This is a genomic window from Pseudomonas sp. PB120 (assembly GCF_009761815.1).
Classification (GTDB): Bacteria; Pseudomonadota; Gammaproteobacteria; order Pseudomonadales; family Pseudomonadaceae; genus Aquipseudomonas.
Window position 1 is genome coordinate 16,648 of record NZ_RWIN01000029.1, and the last position, 16,963, is coordinate 33,610.

Sequence of the window (16,963 nt, forward strand, 5' to 3'; positions counted from 1 at the left end):
CGTCGGCACTGTTGCCGGGGTTTTCCAGCCATCTGGCACTGCTACTGTGTCCACCTATCAGTTCTGATAGTAGACAACCATCGCAAAAACTCCGAATGTGAATCCCCTTGAACATAGGGCTCTCAGGAGTTAAAACAATGTCTTCTATACCTGCAACGGCATTCTGCAAATATCACTATGATCCCCTGGATCGTCTGATCGGCTTGAAAACGCCCGAGCAGGTTCAATCCCAGCGTTTTTACTGCAAAAATCGGTTAGCCACGGAAACTCAGGGGCTATTGCAGTGCTCGATCATGCAGAACGGCGATCAGTTGTTGGCGCAACAAAAACAACAGTTGGGCACTGCTGTGGAAACCGAGTTGTTGGCTACTGATGTGCAGCGGTCGGTGTTGCAAAGCGTAGGCCAGCGACCTGAAGCTCCGATGGGTTATTCACCTTATGGCCATCGTCCCGCAGAAAGCGGACTCACAAGTTTGCTGGGTTTTAACGGCGAACGGCGGGATGCAGTGACAGGGCATTATTTGTTGGGAAATGGGTATCGGGCGTTTAATCCGATGTTAATGCGTTTTAATAGTCCAGACAGTTTGAGTCCATTTGGCAAAGGTGGGATCAATACTTATGTGTATTGCTTGGGAGACCCGGTTAACAGGCTTGATAAAACGGGAGGTTTCTCGAGTCCATGGATTAAAATGGCAACGCCGGCATATATACGTATGAGATATTCACGCCTTGAACATACTCCTTGGTACGAATGGAATACCAGAGATATTGAGCTGACCAAACACTTTGGCAAAGTCCCGTTTGGTGAGTTACTACTTCGAAGGAAGACTGATACTCTTCGTTCGATCAGGTTTCCAAGGGGGTTGTCGTCGAATGTGCAGTTAGGGAAAGCCATTCCAAAAGCCGGTGAATCCTTACAAGCAATGGCTTGGAATAAATTTGAAGTGGGTTCTTTGGCGGATGTAGACCTTAACGTAAATGTGCATCCGGATTATAGCCATTTAAAAGTTAAGAGCCTTGCTCCGATTTACAAGGAAGGAAGTATGTTGGTTGGCGATACAATCAAACATCGTAATGTTATGGAGGATTTAAGGCAATCTTTCGCAGTTGCGTCAAGGAATGGGAGTTTTCGCCCGAGACCTTCGACTGTCGGAGTGTTTTCAAGTTCGCGCATTCGAAATCCTGAAGTTTTTCAATCCTGGGCTGAGCAGGACTGAGAGTGTCGTGGCGAGGGAGCGTGCTCCCGCTGGGTCGCGAAGCGGCCCCAAAACCTGCAACCGCCGAATATCAGTTACACCGGGTGCGATGGTTTTACGGCTGCTGCGCAGCCGAGCGGGAGCAAGCTCCCTCGCCACAAAGGGTTCTGCGTTAGGCCTTGGCCTGAGCCAGCGCCTCATGGTTATCCAGTGCCCGCTCCACCAATAACTGCACACCATCGGCCATTCGGCTAAGCGCCAGGGCTACCGAGCGGCGTGAGCCTTCCACGCCATCTGCCAGATCCGCCGCAATCGCGCTGATGGACAGCAAGTCTTCAGACGCATTGGCCAGCAGCGCTTCGGTGTCGATATTGGGGGAGACGATGAATATCTGGAATTTGCGGGGGGTGGCTGGTTTTTCGTCAGCCGGGGGGAAGTAGTGCGCGAAGACGCGGTCAGCGGCTTCCTTGAGTTTTTTGGTTTCGAGGGCTTCTAGGGAGTCAGTGTCAGTGTTATCTGCTGGGTTTGGCGTTTCCTTGGACATATGAGTTTCCGCTTACAGATTGGAGTTGGCCCATTCGTTATGAATGGCGCATTTGCTCCCGTTTTTTTCGGGGTTCCAGGCCCGGTCGCTGAATTGGCAGCGACACCCAAACGATAATGATCAGAACAAAACCGCACCAGTCAGCGGCTTCCGGCATTGCCGTAGGCAGCGACGCCAGACTTTGTAGCCTCCCACCGCTCCTGCGGACAAATGTTTAAACACAAAAGAGCCAATCGGCTGGGAAAGGGAGTCAAGGATTGAAGAGTCCCAAACTGGGACCGATCGGTCCTTTTTTGGGACTTGTCGATCGACATTGAACATTGCAGCGAATGTTCCGGCCCCATCGCGAGCAGGCTCGCTCCCACAGGGGTTTTGTGTACGCCTCGGTCCAATGTGGGAGCGAGCCTGCTCGCGATGGCGTCGGCACAAGCAACCATTACCCTAACCGTAACAATCCGCCACTCTGCTTGATTGATGCCCCCACCCAACCCTCCTAAGGTGACCCCCACGACAGCGAACCCGTGGAGTGGTCATGACAACAACAATATCCCCCGACTCGCGATGGACGCGGCGGCGCAGCGAGAAGCAGCGGCGTCTGGCGTTGGTCAAGGGCCTGGCTGACGGTGTGGTGTTGCCCACCGACAACATCGTGGCGGCGCTGGAGGCGTTGATCCTGCCGGGCGACCGCGTGGTGCTGGAGGGCAACAACCAGAAGCAGGCGGACTTTCTTTCCCGTTCGCTGGCCAAGGCTGATCCCGCCAAGCTCCACGACCTGCACATGATCATGCCCAGCGTCGGTCGCGCCGAGCACCTGGACTTGTTCGAACGCGGCATCGCCCGCAAGCTCGACTTCTCGTTTGCCGGTACGCAAAGCCTGCGCATCAGCCAGTTGCTCGAAGACGGCCTGCTGGAAATCGGTGCGATCCACACCTACATCGAGCTCTACGCGCGGCTGGTGGTCGACCTGATCCCCAATGTCGTGCTCTCGGCCGGTTTCATGGCCGACCGCGCCGGCAACATCTACACCGGCCCCAGCACCGAAGACACGCCGGCATTGATTGAACCGGCTGCTTTCAGCGACGGCATCGTCATCGTTCAGGTCAACCAGTTGGTGGACGACGTCAGCGATCTGCCCCGCGTCGACATCCCGGCATCCTGGGTCGATTTCGTGGTGGTGGCCGACAAGCCGTTCTACATCGAGCCGCTGTTCACTCGCGACCCACGGCACATCAAGCCCGTGCACGTGCTGATGGCGATGATGGCGATTCGCGGGATCTACGAAAAACACAACGTGCAGTCCCTGAACCACGGCATCGGTTTCAACACCGCCGCCATCGAATTGATCCTGCCGACCTACGGCGAATCCCTCGGCCTCAAAGGTAAAATCTGCCGCAACTGGACGCTCAACCCACACCCGACCCTGATTCCGGCCATCGAAAGCGGTTGGGTCGAAAGCGTGCATTGCTTCGGCACCGAACTGGGCATGGAACACTACATCGCGGCGCGGCCTGACGTGTTCTTCACCGGGCGCGACGGGTCGCTGCGCTCCAACCGCATGTACAGCCAACTCGCCGGGCAATACGCGGTGGACCTGTTCATCGGCGCCACCCTGCAAGTCGATGGCGACGGCCATTCTTCCACCGTGACTCGCGGTCGCCTGGCCGGTTTTGGCGGGGCGCCGAACATGGGCCATGACCCGCGCGGCCGCCGTCACGGCACGCCGGCCTGGCTCGACATGCGCCACACCGACGCGGCCGAGCCGATGCTCGAACGCGGCAAAAAACTCGTGGTGCAAATGGTCGAGACCTTTCAGGAGGGCGGCAAACCAACCTTCGTCGACACCCTCGACGCGATTGAAGTGGCGAAGAAAAGCGGTATGCCGCTGGCACCAATCATGGTCTATGGCGACGACGTCACGCACCTGTTGACCGAAGAAGGCATCGCGTATTTGTACAAGGCGCGTTCGCTGGAAGAACGTCAGGCGATGATCGCCGCCGTCGCCGGCGTGACCGTCATCGGCCTGCGCCACAACCCGAAAGACACCGCGCGCATGCGCCGCGAAGGCCTGATCGCCTTGCCCGAAGACCTCGGTATTCGTCGCACCGATGCGACCCGCGAACTGCTCGCCGCCAAAAGCGTGGCCGATCTGGTCGAGTGGTCCGGTGGCCTCTACAACCCGCCCGCCAAGTTCAGGAGCTGGTAATGCACGCATTCAACCTGCAACCCAAACCGCTGTCGCTGGCCGAACGGCTGGCGGACCTGGCCGTGGACGCGCTGATCGACGAGGCGGACCTGTCACCGAAACCGGCGCTGGTCGACCGACGCGGCAACGGCGCTCACACCGATTTGCACCTCGGGCTGATGCAGGCATCGGCGTTGTCGCTGTGGCCGGCGTTCAAGGAAATGGCAGAAGCGGCCATCGAGTTCGGCGACGTCGGTTTGCCGCTGCGTGAAGCGGTCGGGCGGATCGGGCGGGAAGGGGAGCGCGACATGCTCGCCACCACTGGCGGCGTGAACACGCACCGTGGCGCCATCTGGGCCTTGGGCCTGTTGGTGGCCGCTGTTGCGCTGGAACCTGAAGCCACGGCCGCCAGCGCTGTCACGTTGCGCGCCGCACGCCTGGCCCTGCTCGATGATCGTTATGCGCCACGTCCGCTCAGCCACGGCGCCCAAGTGGCCCAACGCTACGGCGCTCGCGGTGCCCGTGAGGAAGCACAGCTCGGTTTCCCGGCCGTGACTCAACGGGCACTGCCGCAACTCAAACGCAGCCGCGCTGCCGGACACGGCGAGCAGAACGCCCGTCTCGATGCGCTGCTGGCGATCATGACGAACCTGGCTGACACCTGCGTGCTTTATCGCGCCGGCGAACAAGGCTTGCAAACAATGCAACTCGGCGCCCAAGCCGTGCTCGACGCCGGCGGCAGTGCCAGCCTTGTCGGCCGCCGCCGTTTGCATGAGCTGGACCAAGAACTTATCGCCTTGAATGCCTCGCCCGGCGGTGCTGCGGATTTGCTCGCTGCCTGCCTGTTCATCGACCGTATCGAGTCCGGAGCTTTCTGATGGAAACCTTATCCTTTGAATTCCCCGCCGGGCAGCCGCCACGCGGCCGCACGCTGGTGGGATGTGTCGGTTCGGGCGATCTGGAAGTGCTGATCGAACCGGGCCAGGCCGGCAAGCTGACCATCACTGTGCAGACCTCGGTCAACGGCAGCGAACAGCGCTGGCAGCACCTGTTTGCGCGGATGTTCGACGGCCAGACACCGCCGGCGATGAGCATTGATATCCATGACTTCGGCGCGACGCCGGGCGTGGTGCGTCTGCGCCTGGAGCAAGGCTTTGAGGAGATCGGCCATGACTGACAGTGCGCAACTCCTCTTCAAGCACAGCTTCGTCGAACTCGGTGCGCGGCAACGGGCGAAAGCACTGCTCGACGCGGGCACTTTTCGCGAACTGCTCGACCCGTTCCAGCGGGTCATGTCGCCCTGGCTGTCGCGCCAGGGTGTCGTGCCGCAAGCCGACGACGGCGTGGTCATCGCCAAGGGCAGCCTCGACGGGTTGCCGGTGGTGATCGCCGCCATCGAAGGTGCGTTTCAGGGCGGCAGCCTCGGTGAAGTCGGCGGCGCGAAGATTGCCGGCGCGCTGGAACTGGCCGCTGAAGATAACCGCAACGGCATTCCAACCCGCGCGGTGTTACTGCTCGAAACCGGCGGCGTGCGTTTGCAGGAAGCCAACCTCGGGCTGGCGGCGATTGCCGATATTCATGCGGCGATAGTTGATTTGCGCCAATACCAGCCCGTGGTGGGCGTGGTGGCCGGCAGCGTCGGCTGCTTTGGCGGGATGTCGATTGCTGCCGGGCTGTGCAGCTATTTGCTGGTCACTCAGGAAGCACGGCTTGGCCTGAACGGCCCGCAAGTGATCGAACAGGAAGCCGGGATCGAGGAATACGACTCCCGTGATCGGCCATTCATCTGGAGCCTGACCGGCGGCGAGCAGCGGTTCGCCAGTGGCTTGGCGGACCGCTACGTCGGCGACGATGTGGCGCAGGTCCGGCAGCAGGTCAGCGAATTGCTCCACCTGGGTTTGCCTACGCAGCAACGCAGCCGTCAGGCCGAACTGTTTTTGCAGCGGCTGGCCGAACTGGACGCCGAGCCGCAAATCGAACCGGCGACGGTTCGCGATCTGTATCAAGGAGAGCGCTCATGAGTTCGTATTCCCTGAGAGGTTTGAACTGGTTCAACGCCCTGAGCGCGGGCGCGAAACCGGTCGATGGCTTGCCGGCGTCGTTGAAAGTCGCTGATGGCGTGTTGGGCGAGCAGCCTGTGCGGTTTATCGCGGTGGTGGCTGACCCCGACAACCGATTCGTTCGCGCTCGTAATGGCGAGGTCGGCTTGCTGGAAGGCTGGGGTCTGGCCAAGGCCGTGGATGAAGTCATCGCGGCGGATAACGATCAACCGCACAAACGCGCCTTGATCGCCATCGTCGATGTGCCGAGCCAGGCTTACGGTCGGCGTGAAGAAGCACTCGGCATTCATCAGGCGCTGGCCGCTGCGGCGGACAGTTATGCCCGCGCCCGTTTGGCCGGTCATGCGGTGATCGGTTTGCTGGTGGGCAAGGCGATGTCCGGGGCATTCCTGGCTCACGGGTATCAGGCCAACCGGCTGATCGCCCTGCGCGATCCGGGCGTGATGGTGCACGCGATGGGCAAGGCGTCGGCGGCGCGGGTGACCTTGCGCAGTGTTGAGGAGCTGGAGGCACTGGCCGCCAGCGTGCCGCCGATGGCGTACGACATCGACAGCTATGCGAGCCTCGGCCTGCTCTGGGAAACCTTGTCGGTGGAACAAATTGAGCAGCCAACGGCGGGCGATCTGGCGCGGGTAACTGAATGCCTGGGCCAGGCGATTGGCGACGTGGCCGCAAGCGGTCGCGACCTCGGCAGCCGCCTGGGGGCGAGCAATCGCGCCGCCTCCAGCCAGGTGCGCCAACTGCTGAGGGCGCAGTGGTGAACACGCTTCTGGCCCACGACCTGCTTTGGGGGATGTCCCCTGAGCAGTTGCCTGCGGACGCGCCGACCTGGGTGGTCGATTCGGTCAGCGCGGGTCAGCCGGTTGTGGTTCGGCGCGCATTGAGTGCGCCGGATGTTATCGCGGTCGGGGTGCGCGGCCGTTCGCGCGAGCAGCGTTATGCGACGGTGATGGCGGTTGATGCCGTTCAGCGTCGGGTAAAACCGGAAGACCTTTGTCAGGCCTCGATTGACCGGGATTTGCCGGCCGTACACGCCCTCCAGCAACTGCGGCCGATGCTCAATCGCTGCGGTTGGGTGTGGGGCGTCAGTGGCAGTGCCGGGTTTGAATTGGCCAGTGGCATTGTTGCCTTGCACGAGGGTAGCGACCTGGATTTGATCCTGCGCACGCCGCAGGTGCTGGAGCGGTTAAAGGCGCAGGAACTGCTGAAGATTCTGGACCGCGCCCAGTGCCAGGTGGACATGCAATTGCAGACCCCTTTCGGCGCCGTCGCCCTGCGTGAATGGGCCGGCCCGGCACGTCGGGTGTTGCTGAAAAACGCCCGCGAAGCCTGCCTGGTGATTGATCCGTGGAACCCGCAGGAGCAAGCGGCGTGAGCAGTTTGCTGGTGTTCCCCGGCCAAGGCGCGCAGCAGCCGGGCATGCTCCATCGCATGCCGCGCGAGACGCTGATCGAGGCGAGTGACGTCCTCGGGGAAGACGCGTTGCTGCTGGATTCTGCCGAGGCGCTGAAGTCGACACGGGCGGTTCAGCTTTGTCTGTTGATCGCCGGTGTCGCGGCTTCACGTCAGTTATCCATGGCCCCGGATTATGTAGCGGGATTGTCCATCGGTGCCTATCCGGCAGCGGTGGTTGCAGGGGCCTTGAGCTTCAGCGATGCGTTGCATCTGGTCAGTCTGCGCGGTGAACTGATGCAACAGGCGTATCCACAAGGCTACGGCATGACCGCGATCATCGGCCTGGACCTGGTCACGGTTGAGGCGCTGTTGGCGCAGGTGCACAGCGCCGATACACCGGTTTATCTGGCCAACATCAATGCCGATAACCAAGTGGTCATTGCCGGCAGCGATGATGCGATGAATGCGGTAGCGGGGTTGGCGAGAGGTCGCGGCGCCGGTCTGGCCAAACGCCTCGCGGTGAGCGTGCCATCTCATTGCCCGCTGCTGGAAACGCCGGCAAAAACCTTGGCCGAAGCGTTCGCCAACGTGCCGCTGAAAACACCGACGCTGGGCTACCTCAGCGGCAGCCGCGCCCGGCCCGTGACCAGCTCTCAAGCCTTGCGCGACGACCTGGCGTTCAACATGCGCCGCGTCGTCGACTGGCGCGGCACGGTACAAAGCGCTTACGAGCGCGGCGTACGTCTGCACATCGAACTGCCGCCCGGTGCGGTGCTGACCGGGCTGGCGCGCCGGGTGTTCGAGCAGGGCACCGTGATGGCTTTCGACGGTGCGCGACTCGACACCTTGCAGGCGCTGATGCGTGAGGAGGGAAGCCGCCAACTCTAGACCACCGACTCAAGCCTTCGAACAACAAAAACAACATTCGACGATGCACTTTGAGGACAACAACAATGATTATTTACGGTGTGGCGCTGTTGGCGATCTGTACGCTGGCAGGGGTGATCATGGGTGACGCGCTCGGCGTTTTGCTGGGGGTGAAATCCAACGTCGGCGGTGTCGGGATCGCGATGATCCTGTTGATCTGCGCGCGGTTGTGGATGCAAAAGCGTGGCGGCATGACCAAGGATTGCGAGATGGGCGTCGGCTTCTGGGGCGCCATGTACATCCCGGTCGTGGTCGCGATGGCCGCGCAACAGAACGTGGTGACGGCTTTGCACGGCGGGCCGGTCGCGGTGCTGGCAGCCATCGGTTCGGTGGTGATTTGCGGTTGCACCATTGCCTTGATCAGCCGGACTCACAAGGGCGAACCGTTGCCCGACGAACCGGCGGAAGTGACCCCGGTCGGCACGCCAGTAGGAGGTCGCTGAAATGTGGGAACTCATTGAGAAAGGCCTGGCCAATAACAGCCTGGTGACGGCGTTCGCGTTCGTGGGCGTGATCATGTGGGTGTCGGTGGTGTTGTCCAAACGGCTGACGTTCGGGCGCATTCATGGCTCGGCGATTGCCATTGTGATCGGCCTGGTGCTGGCCTGGGTTGGCGGTACCCTGACCGGTGGGCAAAAAGGCCTGGCGGACCTGACGTTGTTCTCGGGCATCGGCTTGATGGGCGGCGCCATGCTGCGTGACTTTGCCATTGTGGCCACGGCGTTTGAGGTGCAGGCCACCGAGGCGAAAAAGGCCGGGTTGATTGGCGTGATCGCGCTGCTGCTGGGCACGATCCTGCCGTTCATTGTCGGCGCGAGTATGGCCTGGGCGTTTGGTTATCGCGATGCGATCAGCATGACCACCATCGGCGCTGGCGCTGTGACGTACATCGTCGGGCCGGTGACGGGTGCCGCGATTGGTGCGAGTTCGGATGTGGTGGCGTTGTCGATTGCCACCGGGTTGATCAAGGCGATATTCGTGATGGTCGGCACGCCGATGGCCGCCCGCTGGATGGGCCTGGATAACCCGCGCTCGGCGATGGTGTTCGGCGGTCTGGCCGGGACGGTGAGTGGTGTGACGGCAGGGCTGGCGGCGACGGATCGGCGGTTGGTGCCTTATGGGGCGTTGACGGCGACGTTCCACACCGGGCTTGGGTGCTTGCTGGGGCCTTCGTTGTTGTACTTCATTGTTCGCGGGATTGTGGGCTGATTTCAGGTTTTGAGTTGTCAGGGCTGACGCCAATCGCCAGCAGGCTGGCTCCCACAGGTTTTGTGCTGAACACACTACCTGTTCCAACAGATTACCCTGTGGGAGACAGCCTGCTGGCGATTGGCGGCGACTCGGTCTCAAGCCTGGCGATTGGCATACATCCGGCACTCCGCCAGCAACGCCAGCAGGTTCGGGTCCCGCTCCTTGGCCTTCAAGAACACCACGCCAATGTGCTGCTGCAACCGGTACCGTTCCTGCAACGGAATCAGCTTTACCCGGTTCTCGTACACCGCCGCAATCCTCCCCGGCAGCAACGCATAACCCACGCCCGAGCTGACCATGCTCAGCAGCGTGAAGATGTCGTTGACCTGCATCGCCACCTTCGGCTCGAACCCCGCCTGCTTGAACACCCGATTACCGTCCTGGTGCGTGGCGAAGCCTTGCGTCAGGGTGATGAAGGTCTCGTCGCGCACTTCGGCCAGATCGACTTCGGTGCGCTGGGCAAATGTCGAATCCGCCGGCGTGGCCAAAAAGATGTCATCGGAAAACAACGGGATCTGCTCGCAATCCGGGTCGTTGACGCTCTCGTCCAGCGACACCAGGATCGCGTCGACTTCCATGTTCTTGAGCTTGTACAACAGGTCGAAATTCGAGCCCAGGATCAGGTCGATATTGAGTTCGCTGCGACGGATTTTCAGGCCCATGATCAACTGCGGTACGGTCTTCACCGTCAGTGAATAGAGGGAACCGAGCTTGAAACGTTCTGCCGAGAAACCAGCGGCTTCGCGGGTCAGGCGCACGGTTTCGACCACGTCCTGAATCAGTTTCTGCGCCCGTTCTTCCAACACATAGGCGCTCTCCAGCGGCGTCAGGTTGCGGCCTTCGTGTTTGAACAGCGGGCAGCGCAGGGCGCTTTCCAGCGAGTGAATGGCGCGGTGCACGCTGACGTTGCTGGTCTGCAGCTCGGCGGCGGCCCGGGCCAGATTGCCGGTGCGCATGAAGGCCAGGAACACCTCAAGCTTTTTCAGGGTCAACTCTTCGTCGATCAACATGGGCGTGACTCTTATTCGAATGGCTCGATTGTGCCCAATTCCCGGCAGTCTCGCTCGCTCGCTCGCTTCTTTGTGGGAGCTGGCTTGCCAGCGATAGCAATCTTGAGATCAGCGCAGAACTCAGAGGCCCCATCGCCAGCAGGCTGGCTCCCACAGAGTGTTTGTGTTTTGAAACATTGCGCTTTTACGCTTGAGGCCTGAGCCTTGCGCAATGTTGTCTTGGATTGTGAGGGAAGCACCACATGTATCACGGGGAAAGATTAAACGCCTGGACGCACTTGGTCGGGGCCGTGGCGGCAACGGTCGGGGTGGTGTGGATGCTGGTGATCGCCAGCCTGGATGGCAGCCCGTGGAAAATCGTCAGCGTGGCGATTTACGGGTTTACCTTGCTGACGCTCTACAGCGCCTCGACCGTCTACCACAGCGTGCGCGGGCGCAAGAAAGCGATCATGCAGAAGGTTGATCACTTTTCGATCTACCTGTTGATTGCCGGCAGCTACACACCGTTTTGCCTGGTGACCCTGCGCGGGCCTTGGGGCTGGACGTTGTTCGGGATCGTCTGGGGGCTGGCGCTGATCGGCATCCTCCAAGAGATCAAACCGCGTTCGGAAGCGCGGATTTTGTCGATCGTGATTTATGCGGTGATGGGCTGGATCGTGCTGGTGGCGGTCAAGCCGTTGCTCGCGGCACTGGGGACGGCCGGGTTTGTGTGGCTGGCGTCGGGCGGGGTTTTGTACACCGTGGGGATTATCTTTTTTGCCCTGGATGATCGGTTGCGGCATGCGCACGGGATCTGGCATTTGTTCGTGATAGCGGGGAGTTTGCTGCACTTTGTGGCGATTATGTTTTATGTCCTCTAGACCGCGTCGCGGCCATCGCCAGCAGGCTGGCTCCCACAAGGGATGTGTGGGGACTCACACATCTCCAGCCATGCCATCCAATGCAGGAGCAGGCTGGCTCCCACAAGAGATGTGTGGGGACTCACACATCTCCAGCCATGCCATCCAATGCAGGAGCAGGCTGGCTCCCACAAGGGATGTGTGGGGACACACAAATCTTCAGTCACATGCCATCCAATGTAGGAGCAGGCTGACTCCCACAAGGGATGTGTGGGGACTCACAAATCTTCAGTCACATGCCATCCAATGTAGGAGCAGGCTGGCTCCCACAAGGGATGTGTGAAGACTTACAAGTCATCAGCCACATGCCAGTCCAATGTGGGAGCCAGCCTGCTGGCGATTGGGCCCTAGAAGTCGCCCCACAACTGTTGGGCCACCGCCAGCGCCACCACCGGCGCGGTCTCGGTGCGTAACACCCGAGGACCGAGGCGAGCCGCATGGAAACCGGCAACCTTGGCCTGATCAACCTCAGCCTCCGACAACCCACCCTCAGGCCCAATCAGGAACGCCAGCGTTTGCGGCTTGGCATGACTCACCAACGGCTCCGCCACCGGGTGCAGCACCAATTTCAACTCGGCCTCGGTCTGCTTCAACCAATCCGCCAACAGCAGCGGCGGATGAATCACCGGCACCCGTGAACGCCCGCATTGCTCGCACGCGCTGATCGCCACCTGGCGCCAGTGCATCAGGCGTTTGTCGGCGCGTTCGTCCTTCAGCCGCACCTCACAGCGGTCGCTGAAGATCGGGGTGATTTCAGTCACGCCCAGCTCGGTGGCTTTCTGAATGGCCCAGTCCATCCGCTCGCCACGGGACAACCCCTGGCCGAGATGGATTGCCAGCGGTGACTCCACCTGCCCGGCGAAGCTTTCGTCGATCTGCACCACGACGCGCTTTTTGCCGACGTCCAGCAGCGTGGCGCGAAACTCATGGCCCGAGCCGTCGAACAACTGCAACGCATCACCCTCGGCCATGCGCAGCACGCGGCTGATGTAATGGGCCTGGGCCTCGGGCAACTCGTGTTCGCCGAGGCTTAAGGGGGTGTCGATAAAGAAGCGGGACAGTCTCATGCTGAGTCTCTACTGAATCTGTAAGTTGGAACAAGGCGTTTGTGTGGCTGGCTTTTGTGGACAGCTTTGTAGCCTGCTTTTGTGGCGAGGGAGCTCGCTCCCGCTGGACTGCGAAGCAGTCCTTCTTTTTGGGGCCGCTTCGCGACCCAGCGGGAGCAAGCTCCCTCGCCACAGGGGGGCTTGGTGATTCCTTTGCCACAGGGTTCCTTGGTGACTGTCAGCCCGGATCGCGGAAGCCCGGGTGGAAGTCCTTCGGCACCGCCACGCTGATGCTGTCACGGGTCGCGAGGTCGATGCCTTCACTGGCCACTTCAGCCAGGAAGTCGATCTGCTCGGGCGTGATCACGTACGGCGGCAGGAAGTACACCACGCTGCCCAACGGGCGAAGTAAAGCACCTCGTTCCAATGCATGCTGGAACACCTTCAGGCCGCGACGTTCCTGCCACGGGTACGCTTCCTTGGTAGCCTTGTCCTTGACCATCTCGATGGCCAGCACCATGCCCGTCTGGCGAACTTCCGAAACGTTCGGATGATCCGCCAGGTGCGCGGTGGAGGCGGCCATGCGTTGGGCCAGGGCTTTGTTGTTCTCGATGACGTTGTCTTCTTCGAAGATATCCAGCGTCGCCAGGGCCGCCGCGCACGCCAGCGGATTGCCGGTGTAGCTGTGCGAGTGGAGGAAGGCGCGCAGGGTCGGGTAGTCGTCGTAGAACGCGCTGTAGACATCCTCGGTCGTCACGCAGGCCGCCAACGGCAGGTAGCCGCCCGTCAGGGCCTTGGACAGGCAGAGGAAGTCCGGGCGGATGCCGGCCTGTTCGCAGGCGAACATCGTACCGGTGCGACCGAAGCCGACGGCGATTTCGTCATGAATCAGGTGCACGCCATAGCGGTCGCACGCTTCGCGCAGCAATTTGAGGTACACCGGGTGGTACATGCGCATGCCGCCTGCGCCCTGGATCAGCGGCTCGACGATCACCGCCGCGACCGTGTCGTGGTTTTCGGCGAGGGTCTGTTCCATCGCGGCGAACATGTTGCGCGAGTGTTCTTCCCAGCTCATGCCGTCGGGGCGCAGGTAACAATCGGGGCTCGGCACCTTGATGGTGTCCAGCAGCAACGCCTTGTAGGTTTCGGTGAACAGCGGCACGTCGCCCACCGACATCGCCGCCATGGTTTCGCCGTGGTAGCTGTTGGTCAGGGTGACGAAGCGCTTCTTGTTCGGCTGGCCGCGGTTGAGCCAGTAGTGGAAGCTCATTTTCAGCGCGACTTCGATGCAGGACGAACCGTTATCGGCGTAGAAGCACCGGGTCAGGCCTTCCGGCGTCATCTTCACCAGACGCTCCGAAAGCTCGATCACCGGCTGATGGCTGAAGCCGGCGAGGATCACGTGCTCCAGTTGATCGACCTGGTCCTTGATGCGCTGGTTGATGCGCGGGTTGGCGTGGCCAAACACGTTGACCCACCAGGAGCTGACGGCGTCGAGGTAGCGTTTGCCTTCGAAGTCTTCCAGCCAGACGCCTTCACCGCGCTTGATCGGGATCAGCGGCAGCTGTTCGTGGTCTTTCATCTGGGTGCAGGGATGCCACAACACCGCGAGATCGCGTTCCATCCACTGTTTATTCAGGCCCATTTTCTGTCTCCTCGAGGCTACCCGCGATGCAGTCGGGTAAACAATCGCGCAAGCCTATGCAATGCATCGCGCGGGGACAACCCATTGTGTCGATTGAGCTACTTTGTATAGGCCGATAGACGTTGCTGGCGGGCGTCTGAAGCCTGACGTATCCTTCGCGGTTCTTTGAGTCGTCTGACTCGCAAAACTGCTATTTCCTCGTGTATTTCCGGAGTTCGCTGAATGTCTGCTGGTTGGCTGCGCGCCTGTGCGCTGGTGATGTTGGGGCTGTTCAGCGTGTCTGCGCTGGCCAAGGATAAAACCGCGATCGTGATCGGCGGCGGGCTGTCTGGCCTGACCGCCGCTTATGAACTGCAGAACAAGGGCTGGCAGGTCACCTTGCTGGAAGCCAAGCCGAGCCCGGGCGGCCGTTCCGGCATGGCCACCAGTGAGTGGATCGGCAACGACAAGAGCCAGCCCGTCCTGAACAAGTACGTATCGACCTTCAAGCTGAGCACCACGCCGGCCCCCGAGTTCGTGCGTACACCGAGCTACCTGATCGATGGCGAGTATTTCACCGCCGCCGATCTGGCGACTAAACAGCCAGCGACTGCCGATGCGCTCAAACGCTACGAAAAAACCCTGGATGACCTGGCGCGCTCGATTGACGATCCGCAGAACCCGGCGGCCAACAGCACGCTGTTCGCCCTGGACCAGGTCAACGTTGCCAACTGGCTGGATCGTCTGAATCTGCCTGCGACGGCCCGCCAGCTGGTGAATCAGCAGATTCGTACCCGTTATGACGAACCTTCGCGCCTGTCGTTGCTGTATTTCGCACAGCAGAGCCGGGTTTATCGCGGTGTGTCCGACCGTGACCTGCGCGCTTCGCGCCTGCTCGGTGGCAGCCCGGTGCTGGCCCAGGCCTTCGTCAAACAACTGAAAACCATCAAGACCAGCTCTCCGGTCTCGTCCATTGTGCAGGACAAGGACGGCGTGACCGTCAAAGTCGGCGCCGTTGGCTATAAAGCTGACTACGTCGTGGTCGCCGTGCCGTTGCGCGCACTGAACAAGATCGAGATGACCCCGGCACTGGATGCCCAGCACCTGGGCGCCATCAAAGGCACCAACTACGGTTGGCGCGACCAGATCATGCTGAAGTTCAAGACGCCAGTGTGGGAAAGCAAGGCGCGGATGTCCGGCGAGATCTACAGCAACACCGGCCTTGGCATGTTGTGGGTTGAACCCGCCTTGAAAGGTGGCGCCAACGTGGTGATCAACCTGTCCGGCGACAACGCCCGTGTCATGCAGGCCTTCGGCGACAAGCAGATGGTCGACCAGGTGTTGATCCGCCTGCACGCGTTTTATCCACAGGCTCGCGGTGCGTTCACCGGTTATGAGATCCGTCGCTACAGCACCGACCCGTCGATGGGTGGCGCTTACCTGGCCTTCGGTCCAGGGCAGATCAGCAAATACTGGCGCCTGTGGGAGCGTCCGCTGCAACGTGTAGCCTTTGCTGGCGAACACACCGACACCTTGTACCCAGGCACTCTGGAAGGCGCATTGCGCACCGGCCAGCGTGCAGCCAGCCAGCTCGAAGACCTGGCAGCGGGCAAGTCGTTTGAACCGGCGAAAGTCGTTCCGGCAGCGACCGCTGTTGCCGCCGGCGCGGTTGCGGCGAAGAAGGGCAACTTCTTCAGCAACCTGTTTGGTAGCTCGGATGACGAGAAGAAACCGGAACCGGTGAAAGCGCCAGAGCCAGTTGCCCCGGTTGCTCCGGCACCCGCTCCAGCCCCAACGCCTGCACCGGCGCCGGTTGAAGCACCGAAGCCAGCGGCACCGGTGAAAGCCGAGCCGGCCAAGAAGACACCGGCCAAAGCCCCGGCGAAGAAGCCAGCCGCCAAGACCGAGGCAAAAAAAGCCCCGGCCAAGGCACCGGTGAAAAAAGCCGAACCGGCGAAGAAGCCAGCGGCGACCCCAACAACTGAAGCCAAGGCGCAGTAAGTTTCGGGATAAAAGAAACGCGGCAGAAATGCCGCGTTTTTTTATGCCTGGAGAAAACCGGAACCCGGTATCGAATAAATCCGATGGCCACGGTGTTTGTGAGATGGACTACATTTTTTCACACACATTGGGTCTTTAATCTTTCCTTAACCCACCCCTTTCAGGCTCTAGATCGTATTTCTCGATATTTCAAAGCGAAATTTTCGGCTTTAATTCGATAGATAACTCGATAGTCTTGGGCCAGCACTTACAGGGACTTGGCAATGCAACTACGAAACTCTACTGCTCGCTACGGCTTGGTCAGCATTTTCCTGCACTGGGGCGTCGCGCTGGCAGTGTTCGGTTTGTTCGCCCTTGGCCTGTGGATGGTCGGTCTTGGCTACTACGATCCATGGCGCAAGGCCGGCCCGGATCTGCACAAGAGCATCGGTTTGCTGCTGCTGGGGTTCATGGTGCTGCGCGTGGTGTGGCGTTTTATCAGCCCACCGCCGCCGACCCTGGCCAGTTACAGCCGCTTGACGCGAATCGGCGCCAAGCTAGGGCATGGCTTTCTGTATCTCTGTTTGTTCGCTGTGATGATTGCCGGTTACCTGATTTCCACCGCAGAGGGTGTCGGGATTCCGGTGTTTGACTGGTTTGAAGTGCCTGCCCTGGTTTCCGGACTTCCGGACCAGGCAGATAACGCGGGTGCGATTCATCTCTACCTGGCGTGGTTGCTGGTCATTTTTTCCGGTCTCCATGCGTTGGCAGCATTGAAGCACCACTTTATCGACCGTGATGTGACCCTCAAGCGCATGCTGGGTCGCAAAGCCTGACGTTCAACTTAGC

At 60.6% G+C, this 16,963-nt stretch carries 17 protein-coding genes; 13 read left to right on the top strand and 4 right to left on the bottom strand.

What is annotated here, in order from left to right; translation table 11 throughout:
- Window positions 1–137: 137 nt before the first annotated feature.
- Window positions 138–1,217 carry an RHS repeat-associated core domain-containing protein gene (locus EJA72_RS04670; RefSeq protein ID WP_157710357.1) on the top strand — a complete coding sequence of 360 codons (1,080 nt, stop codon included), beginning with the start codon at window positions 138–140 and terminating at the stop codon, window positions 1,215–1,217.
- Between the two features lie 151 nt (window positions 1,218–1,368).
- Here the strand turns inward: EJA72_RS04670 and EJA72_RS04675 are convergent, their stop codons facing one another.
- Window positions 1,369–1,740, bottom strand: a complete 372-nt coding sequence (locus EJA72_RS04675; protein ID WP_157710358.1) for a DUF6124 family protein — start codon at window positions 1,738–1,740, stop codon at window positions 1,369–1,371.
- A 532-nt stretch (window positions 1,741–2,272) separates the two neighbouring features.
- On the opposite strand from EJA72_RS04675, the gene mdcA reads away from it, so the two are divergent.
- The 9 genes from mdcA (at window position 2,273) to madM (ending at window position 9,513) form a co-directional block, all read left to right on the top strand.
- Window positions 2,273–3,943 (top strand): malonate decarboxylase subunit alpha, encoded by a 1,671-nt coding sequence (gene mdcA / locus EJA72_RS04680; RefSeq protein WP_157710359.1) that lies wholly within the window; start codon window positions 2,273–2,275, stop codon window positions 3,941–3,943.
- Window positions 3,943–4,800: a triphosphoribosyl-dephospho-CoA synthase gene (locus tag EJA72_RS04685; protein WP_157710360.1), complete on the top strand. Its 858-nt coding sequence runs from the start codon at window positions 3,943–3,945 to the stop codon at window positions 4,798–4,800. Before mdcA ends, EJA72_RS04685 begins: the two co-directional genes overlap by 1 nt.
- Window positions 4,800–5,099 carry a malonate decarboxylase subunit delta gene (locus EJA72_RS04690; RefSeq protein ID WP_157710361.1) on the top strand — a complete coding sequence of 100 codons (300 nt, stop codon included), beginning with the start codon at window positions 4,800–4,802 and terminating at the stop codon, window positions 5,097–5,099. The genes EJA72_RS04685 and EJA72_RS04690 overlap by 1 nt, the downstream gene beginning before the upstream one ends.
- Window positions 5,092–5,943 (top strand): biotin-independent malonate decarboxylase subunit beta, encoded by an 852-nt coding sequence (locus EJA72_RS04695; RefSeq protein WP_157710362.1) that lies wholly within the window; start codon window positions 5,092–5,094, stop codon window positions 5,941–5,943. The genes EJA72_RS04690 and EJA72_RS04695 overlap by 8 nt, the downstream gene beginning before the upstream one ends.
- A complete protein-coding gene (mdcE, locus tag EJA72_RS29115) occupies window positions 5,940–6,743 on the top strand; it encodes a biotin-independent malonate decarboxylase subunit gamma (RefSeq protein WP_157710363.1) in 804 nt (267 codons plus the stop codon). Before EJA72_RS04695 ends, mdcE begins: the two co-directional genes overlap by 4 nt.
- Window positions 6,737–7,357 carry a malonate decarboxylase holo-ACP synthase gene (locus EJA72_RS04705; protein ID WP_178129053.1) on the top strand — a complete coding sequence of 207 codons (621 nt, stop codon included), beginning with the start codon at window positions 6,737–6,739 and terminating at the stop codon, window positions 7,355–7,357. Before mdcE ends, EJA72_RS04705 begins: the two co-directional genes overlap by 7 nt.
- On the top strand, window positions 7,354–8,265 hold the full coding sequence (mdcH, locus tag EJA72_RS04710) for a malonate decarboxylase subunit epsilon (RefSeq protein WP_178129055.1): 912 nt from the start codon (window positions 7,354–7,356) through the stop codon (window positions 8,263–8,265). Before EJA72_RS04705 ends, mdcH begins: the two co-directional genes overlap by 4 nt.
- A 65-nt stretch (window positions 8,266–8,330) precedes the next feature.
- A complete protein-coding gene (gene madL, locus EJA72_RS04715; RefSeq protein WP_046029780.1) occupies window positions 8,331–8,747 on the top strand; it encodes a malonate transporter subunit MadL in 417 nt (138 codons plus the stop codon).
- Window position 8,748: 1 nt separating this feature from the next.
- Window positions 8,749–9,513 carry a malonate transporter subunit MadM gene (gene madM / locus EJA72_RS04720; RefSeq protein WP_157710365.1) on the top strand — a complete coding sequence of 255 codons (765 nt, stop codon included), beginning with the start codon at window positions 8,749–8,751 and terminating at the stop codon, window positions 9,511–9,513.
- Between the two features lie 137 nt (window positions 9,514–9,650).
- Here madM and EJA72_RS04725 read toward each other — a convergent pair whose 3' ends face one another.
- Entirely contained in the window at window positions 9,651–10,565 is a 915-nt protein-coding gene (locus EJA72_RS04725) for a LysR substrate-binding domain-containing protein (protein WP_157710366.1), read from the bottom strand.
- Window positions 10,566–10,807: 242 nt separating this feature from the next.
- Here EJA72_RS04725 and EJA72_RS04730 point away from each other — a divergent pair, with 242 nt between their 5' ends.
- Window positions 10,808–11,425, top strand: coding sequence for a hemolysin III family protein (locus tag EJA72_RS04730; protein ID WP_157710367.1), 618 nt, complete (start codon window positions 10,808–10,810; stop codon window positions 11,423–11,425).
- A 386-nt stretch (window positions 11,426–11,811) separates the two neighbouring features.
- Here the strand turns inward: EJA72_RS04730 and EJA72_RS04735 are convergent, their stop codons facing one another.
- Together EJA72_RS04735 and EJA72_RS04740 are read right to left on the bottom strand one after the other, a co-directional pair.
- Window positions 11,812–12,531 carry a 16S rRNA (uracil(1498)-N(3))-methyltransferase gene (locus EJA72_RS04735; protein ID WP_157710368.1) on the bottom strand — a complete coding sequence of 240 codons (720 nt, stop codon included), beginning with the start codon at window positions 12,529–12,531 and terminating at the stop codon, window positions 11,812–11,814.
- Window positions 12,532–12,748: 217 nt separating this feature from the next.
- Window positions 12,749–14,155 carry an adenosylmethionine--8-amino-7-oxononanoate transaminase gene (locus EJA72_RS04740; protein WP_157710369.1) on the bottom strand — a complete coding sequence of 469 codons (1,407 nt, stop codon included), beginning with the start codon at window positions 14,153–14,155 and terminating at the stop codon, window positions 12,749–12,751.
- A 222-nt stretch (window positions 14,156–14,377) separates the two neighbouring features.
- Between EJA72_RS04740 and EJA72_RS04745 the strand changes: the two genes are divergently transcribed.
- Window positions 14,378–16,135 carry a flavin monoamine oxidase family protein gene (locus tag EJA72_RS04745; RefSeq protein ID WP_157710370.1) on the top strand — a complete coding sequence of 586 codons (1,758 nt, stop codon included), beginning with the start codon at window positions 14,378–14,380 and terminating at the stop codon, window positions 16,133–16,135.
- A gap of 263 nt (window positions 16,136–16,398) precedes the next feature.
- Window positions 16,399–16,950 carry a cytochrome b gene (locus tag EJA72_RS04750; protein ID WP_157710371.1) on the top strand — a complete coding sequence of 184 codons (552 nt, stop codon included), beginning with the start codon at window positions 16,399–16,401 and terminating at the stop codon, window positions 16,948–16,950.
- The last annotated feature ends 13 nt before the right edge of the window (window positions 16,951–16,963 follow it).

What these genes read in the sequence shown, in the direction of transcription:
- EJA72_RS04685 (WP_157710360.1), top strand. Translation starts at nt 3,943, where the DNA reads ATGCACGCATTCAACCTGCAACCCAAACCGCTGTCGCTGGCCGAACGG.
- EJA72_RS04695 (WP_157710362.1), top strand. Translation starts at nt 5,092, where the DNA reads ATGACTGACAGTGCGCAACTCCTCTTCAAGCACAGCTTCGTCGAACTC.
- mdcA (WP_157710359.1), top strand. Translation starts at nt 2,273, where the DNA reads ATGACAACAACAATATCCCCCGACTCGCGATGGACGCGGCGGCGCAGC.
- EJA72_RS04735 (WP_157710368.1), bottom strand. Translation starts at nt 12,531, where the DNA reads ATGAGACTGTCCCGCTTCTTTATCGACACCCCCTTAAGCCTCGGCGAA.
- EJA72_RS04690 (WP_157710361.1), top strand. Translation starts at nt 4,800, where the DNA reads ATGGAAACCTTATCCTTTGAATTCCCCGCCGGGCAGCCGCCACGCGGC.
- EJA72_RS04670 (WP_157710357.1), top strand. Translation starts at nt 138, where the DNA reads ATGTCTTCTATACCTGCAACGGCATTCTGCAAATATCACTATGATCCC.
- mdcE (WP_157710363.1), top strand. Translation starts at nt 5,940, where the DNA reads ATGAGTTCGTATTCCCTGAGAGGTTTGAACTGGTTCAACGCCCTGAGC.
- EJA72_RS04740 (WP_157710369.1), bottom strand. Translation starts at nt 14,155, where the DNA reads ATGGGCCTGAATAAACAGTGGATGGAACGCGATCTCGCGGTGTTGTGG.
- EJA72_RS04750 (WP_157710371.1), top strand. Translation starts at nt 16,399, where the DNA reads ATGCAACTACGAAACTCTACTGCTCGCTACGGCTTGGTCAGCATTTTC.
- madL (WP_046029780.1), top strand. Translation starts at nt 8,331, where the DNA reads ATGATTATTTACGGTGTGGCGCTGTTGGCGATCTGTACGCTGGCAGGG.
- madM (WP_157710365.1), top strand. Translation starts at nt 8,749, where the DNA reads ATGTGGGAACTCATTGAGAAAGGCCTGGCCAATAACAGCCTGGTGACG.
- EJA72_RS04725 (WP_157710366.1), bottom strand. Translation starts at nt 10,565, where the DNA reads ATGTTGATCGACGAAGAGTTGACCCTGAAAAAGCTTGAGGTGTTCCTG.
- EJA72_RS04675 (WP_157710358.1), bottom strand. Translation starts at nt 1,740, where the DNA reads ATGTCCAAGGAAACGCCAAACCCAGCAGATAACACTGACACTGACTCC.
- EJA72_RS04745 (WP_157710370.1), top strand. Translation starts at nt 14,378, where the DNA reads ATGTCTGCTGGTTGGCTGCGCGCCTGTGCGCTGGTGATGTTGGGGCTG.
- EJA72_RS04730 (WP_157710367.1), top strand. Translation starts at nt 10,808, where the DNA reads ATGTATCACGGGGAAAGATTAAACGCCTGGACGCACTTGGTCGGGGCC.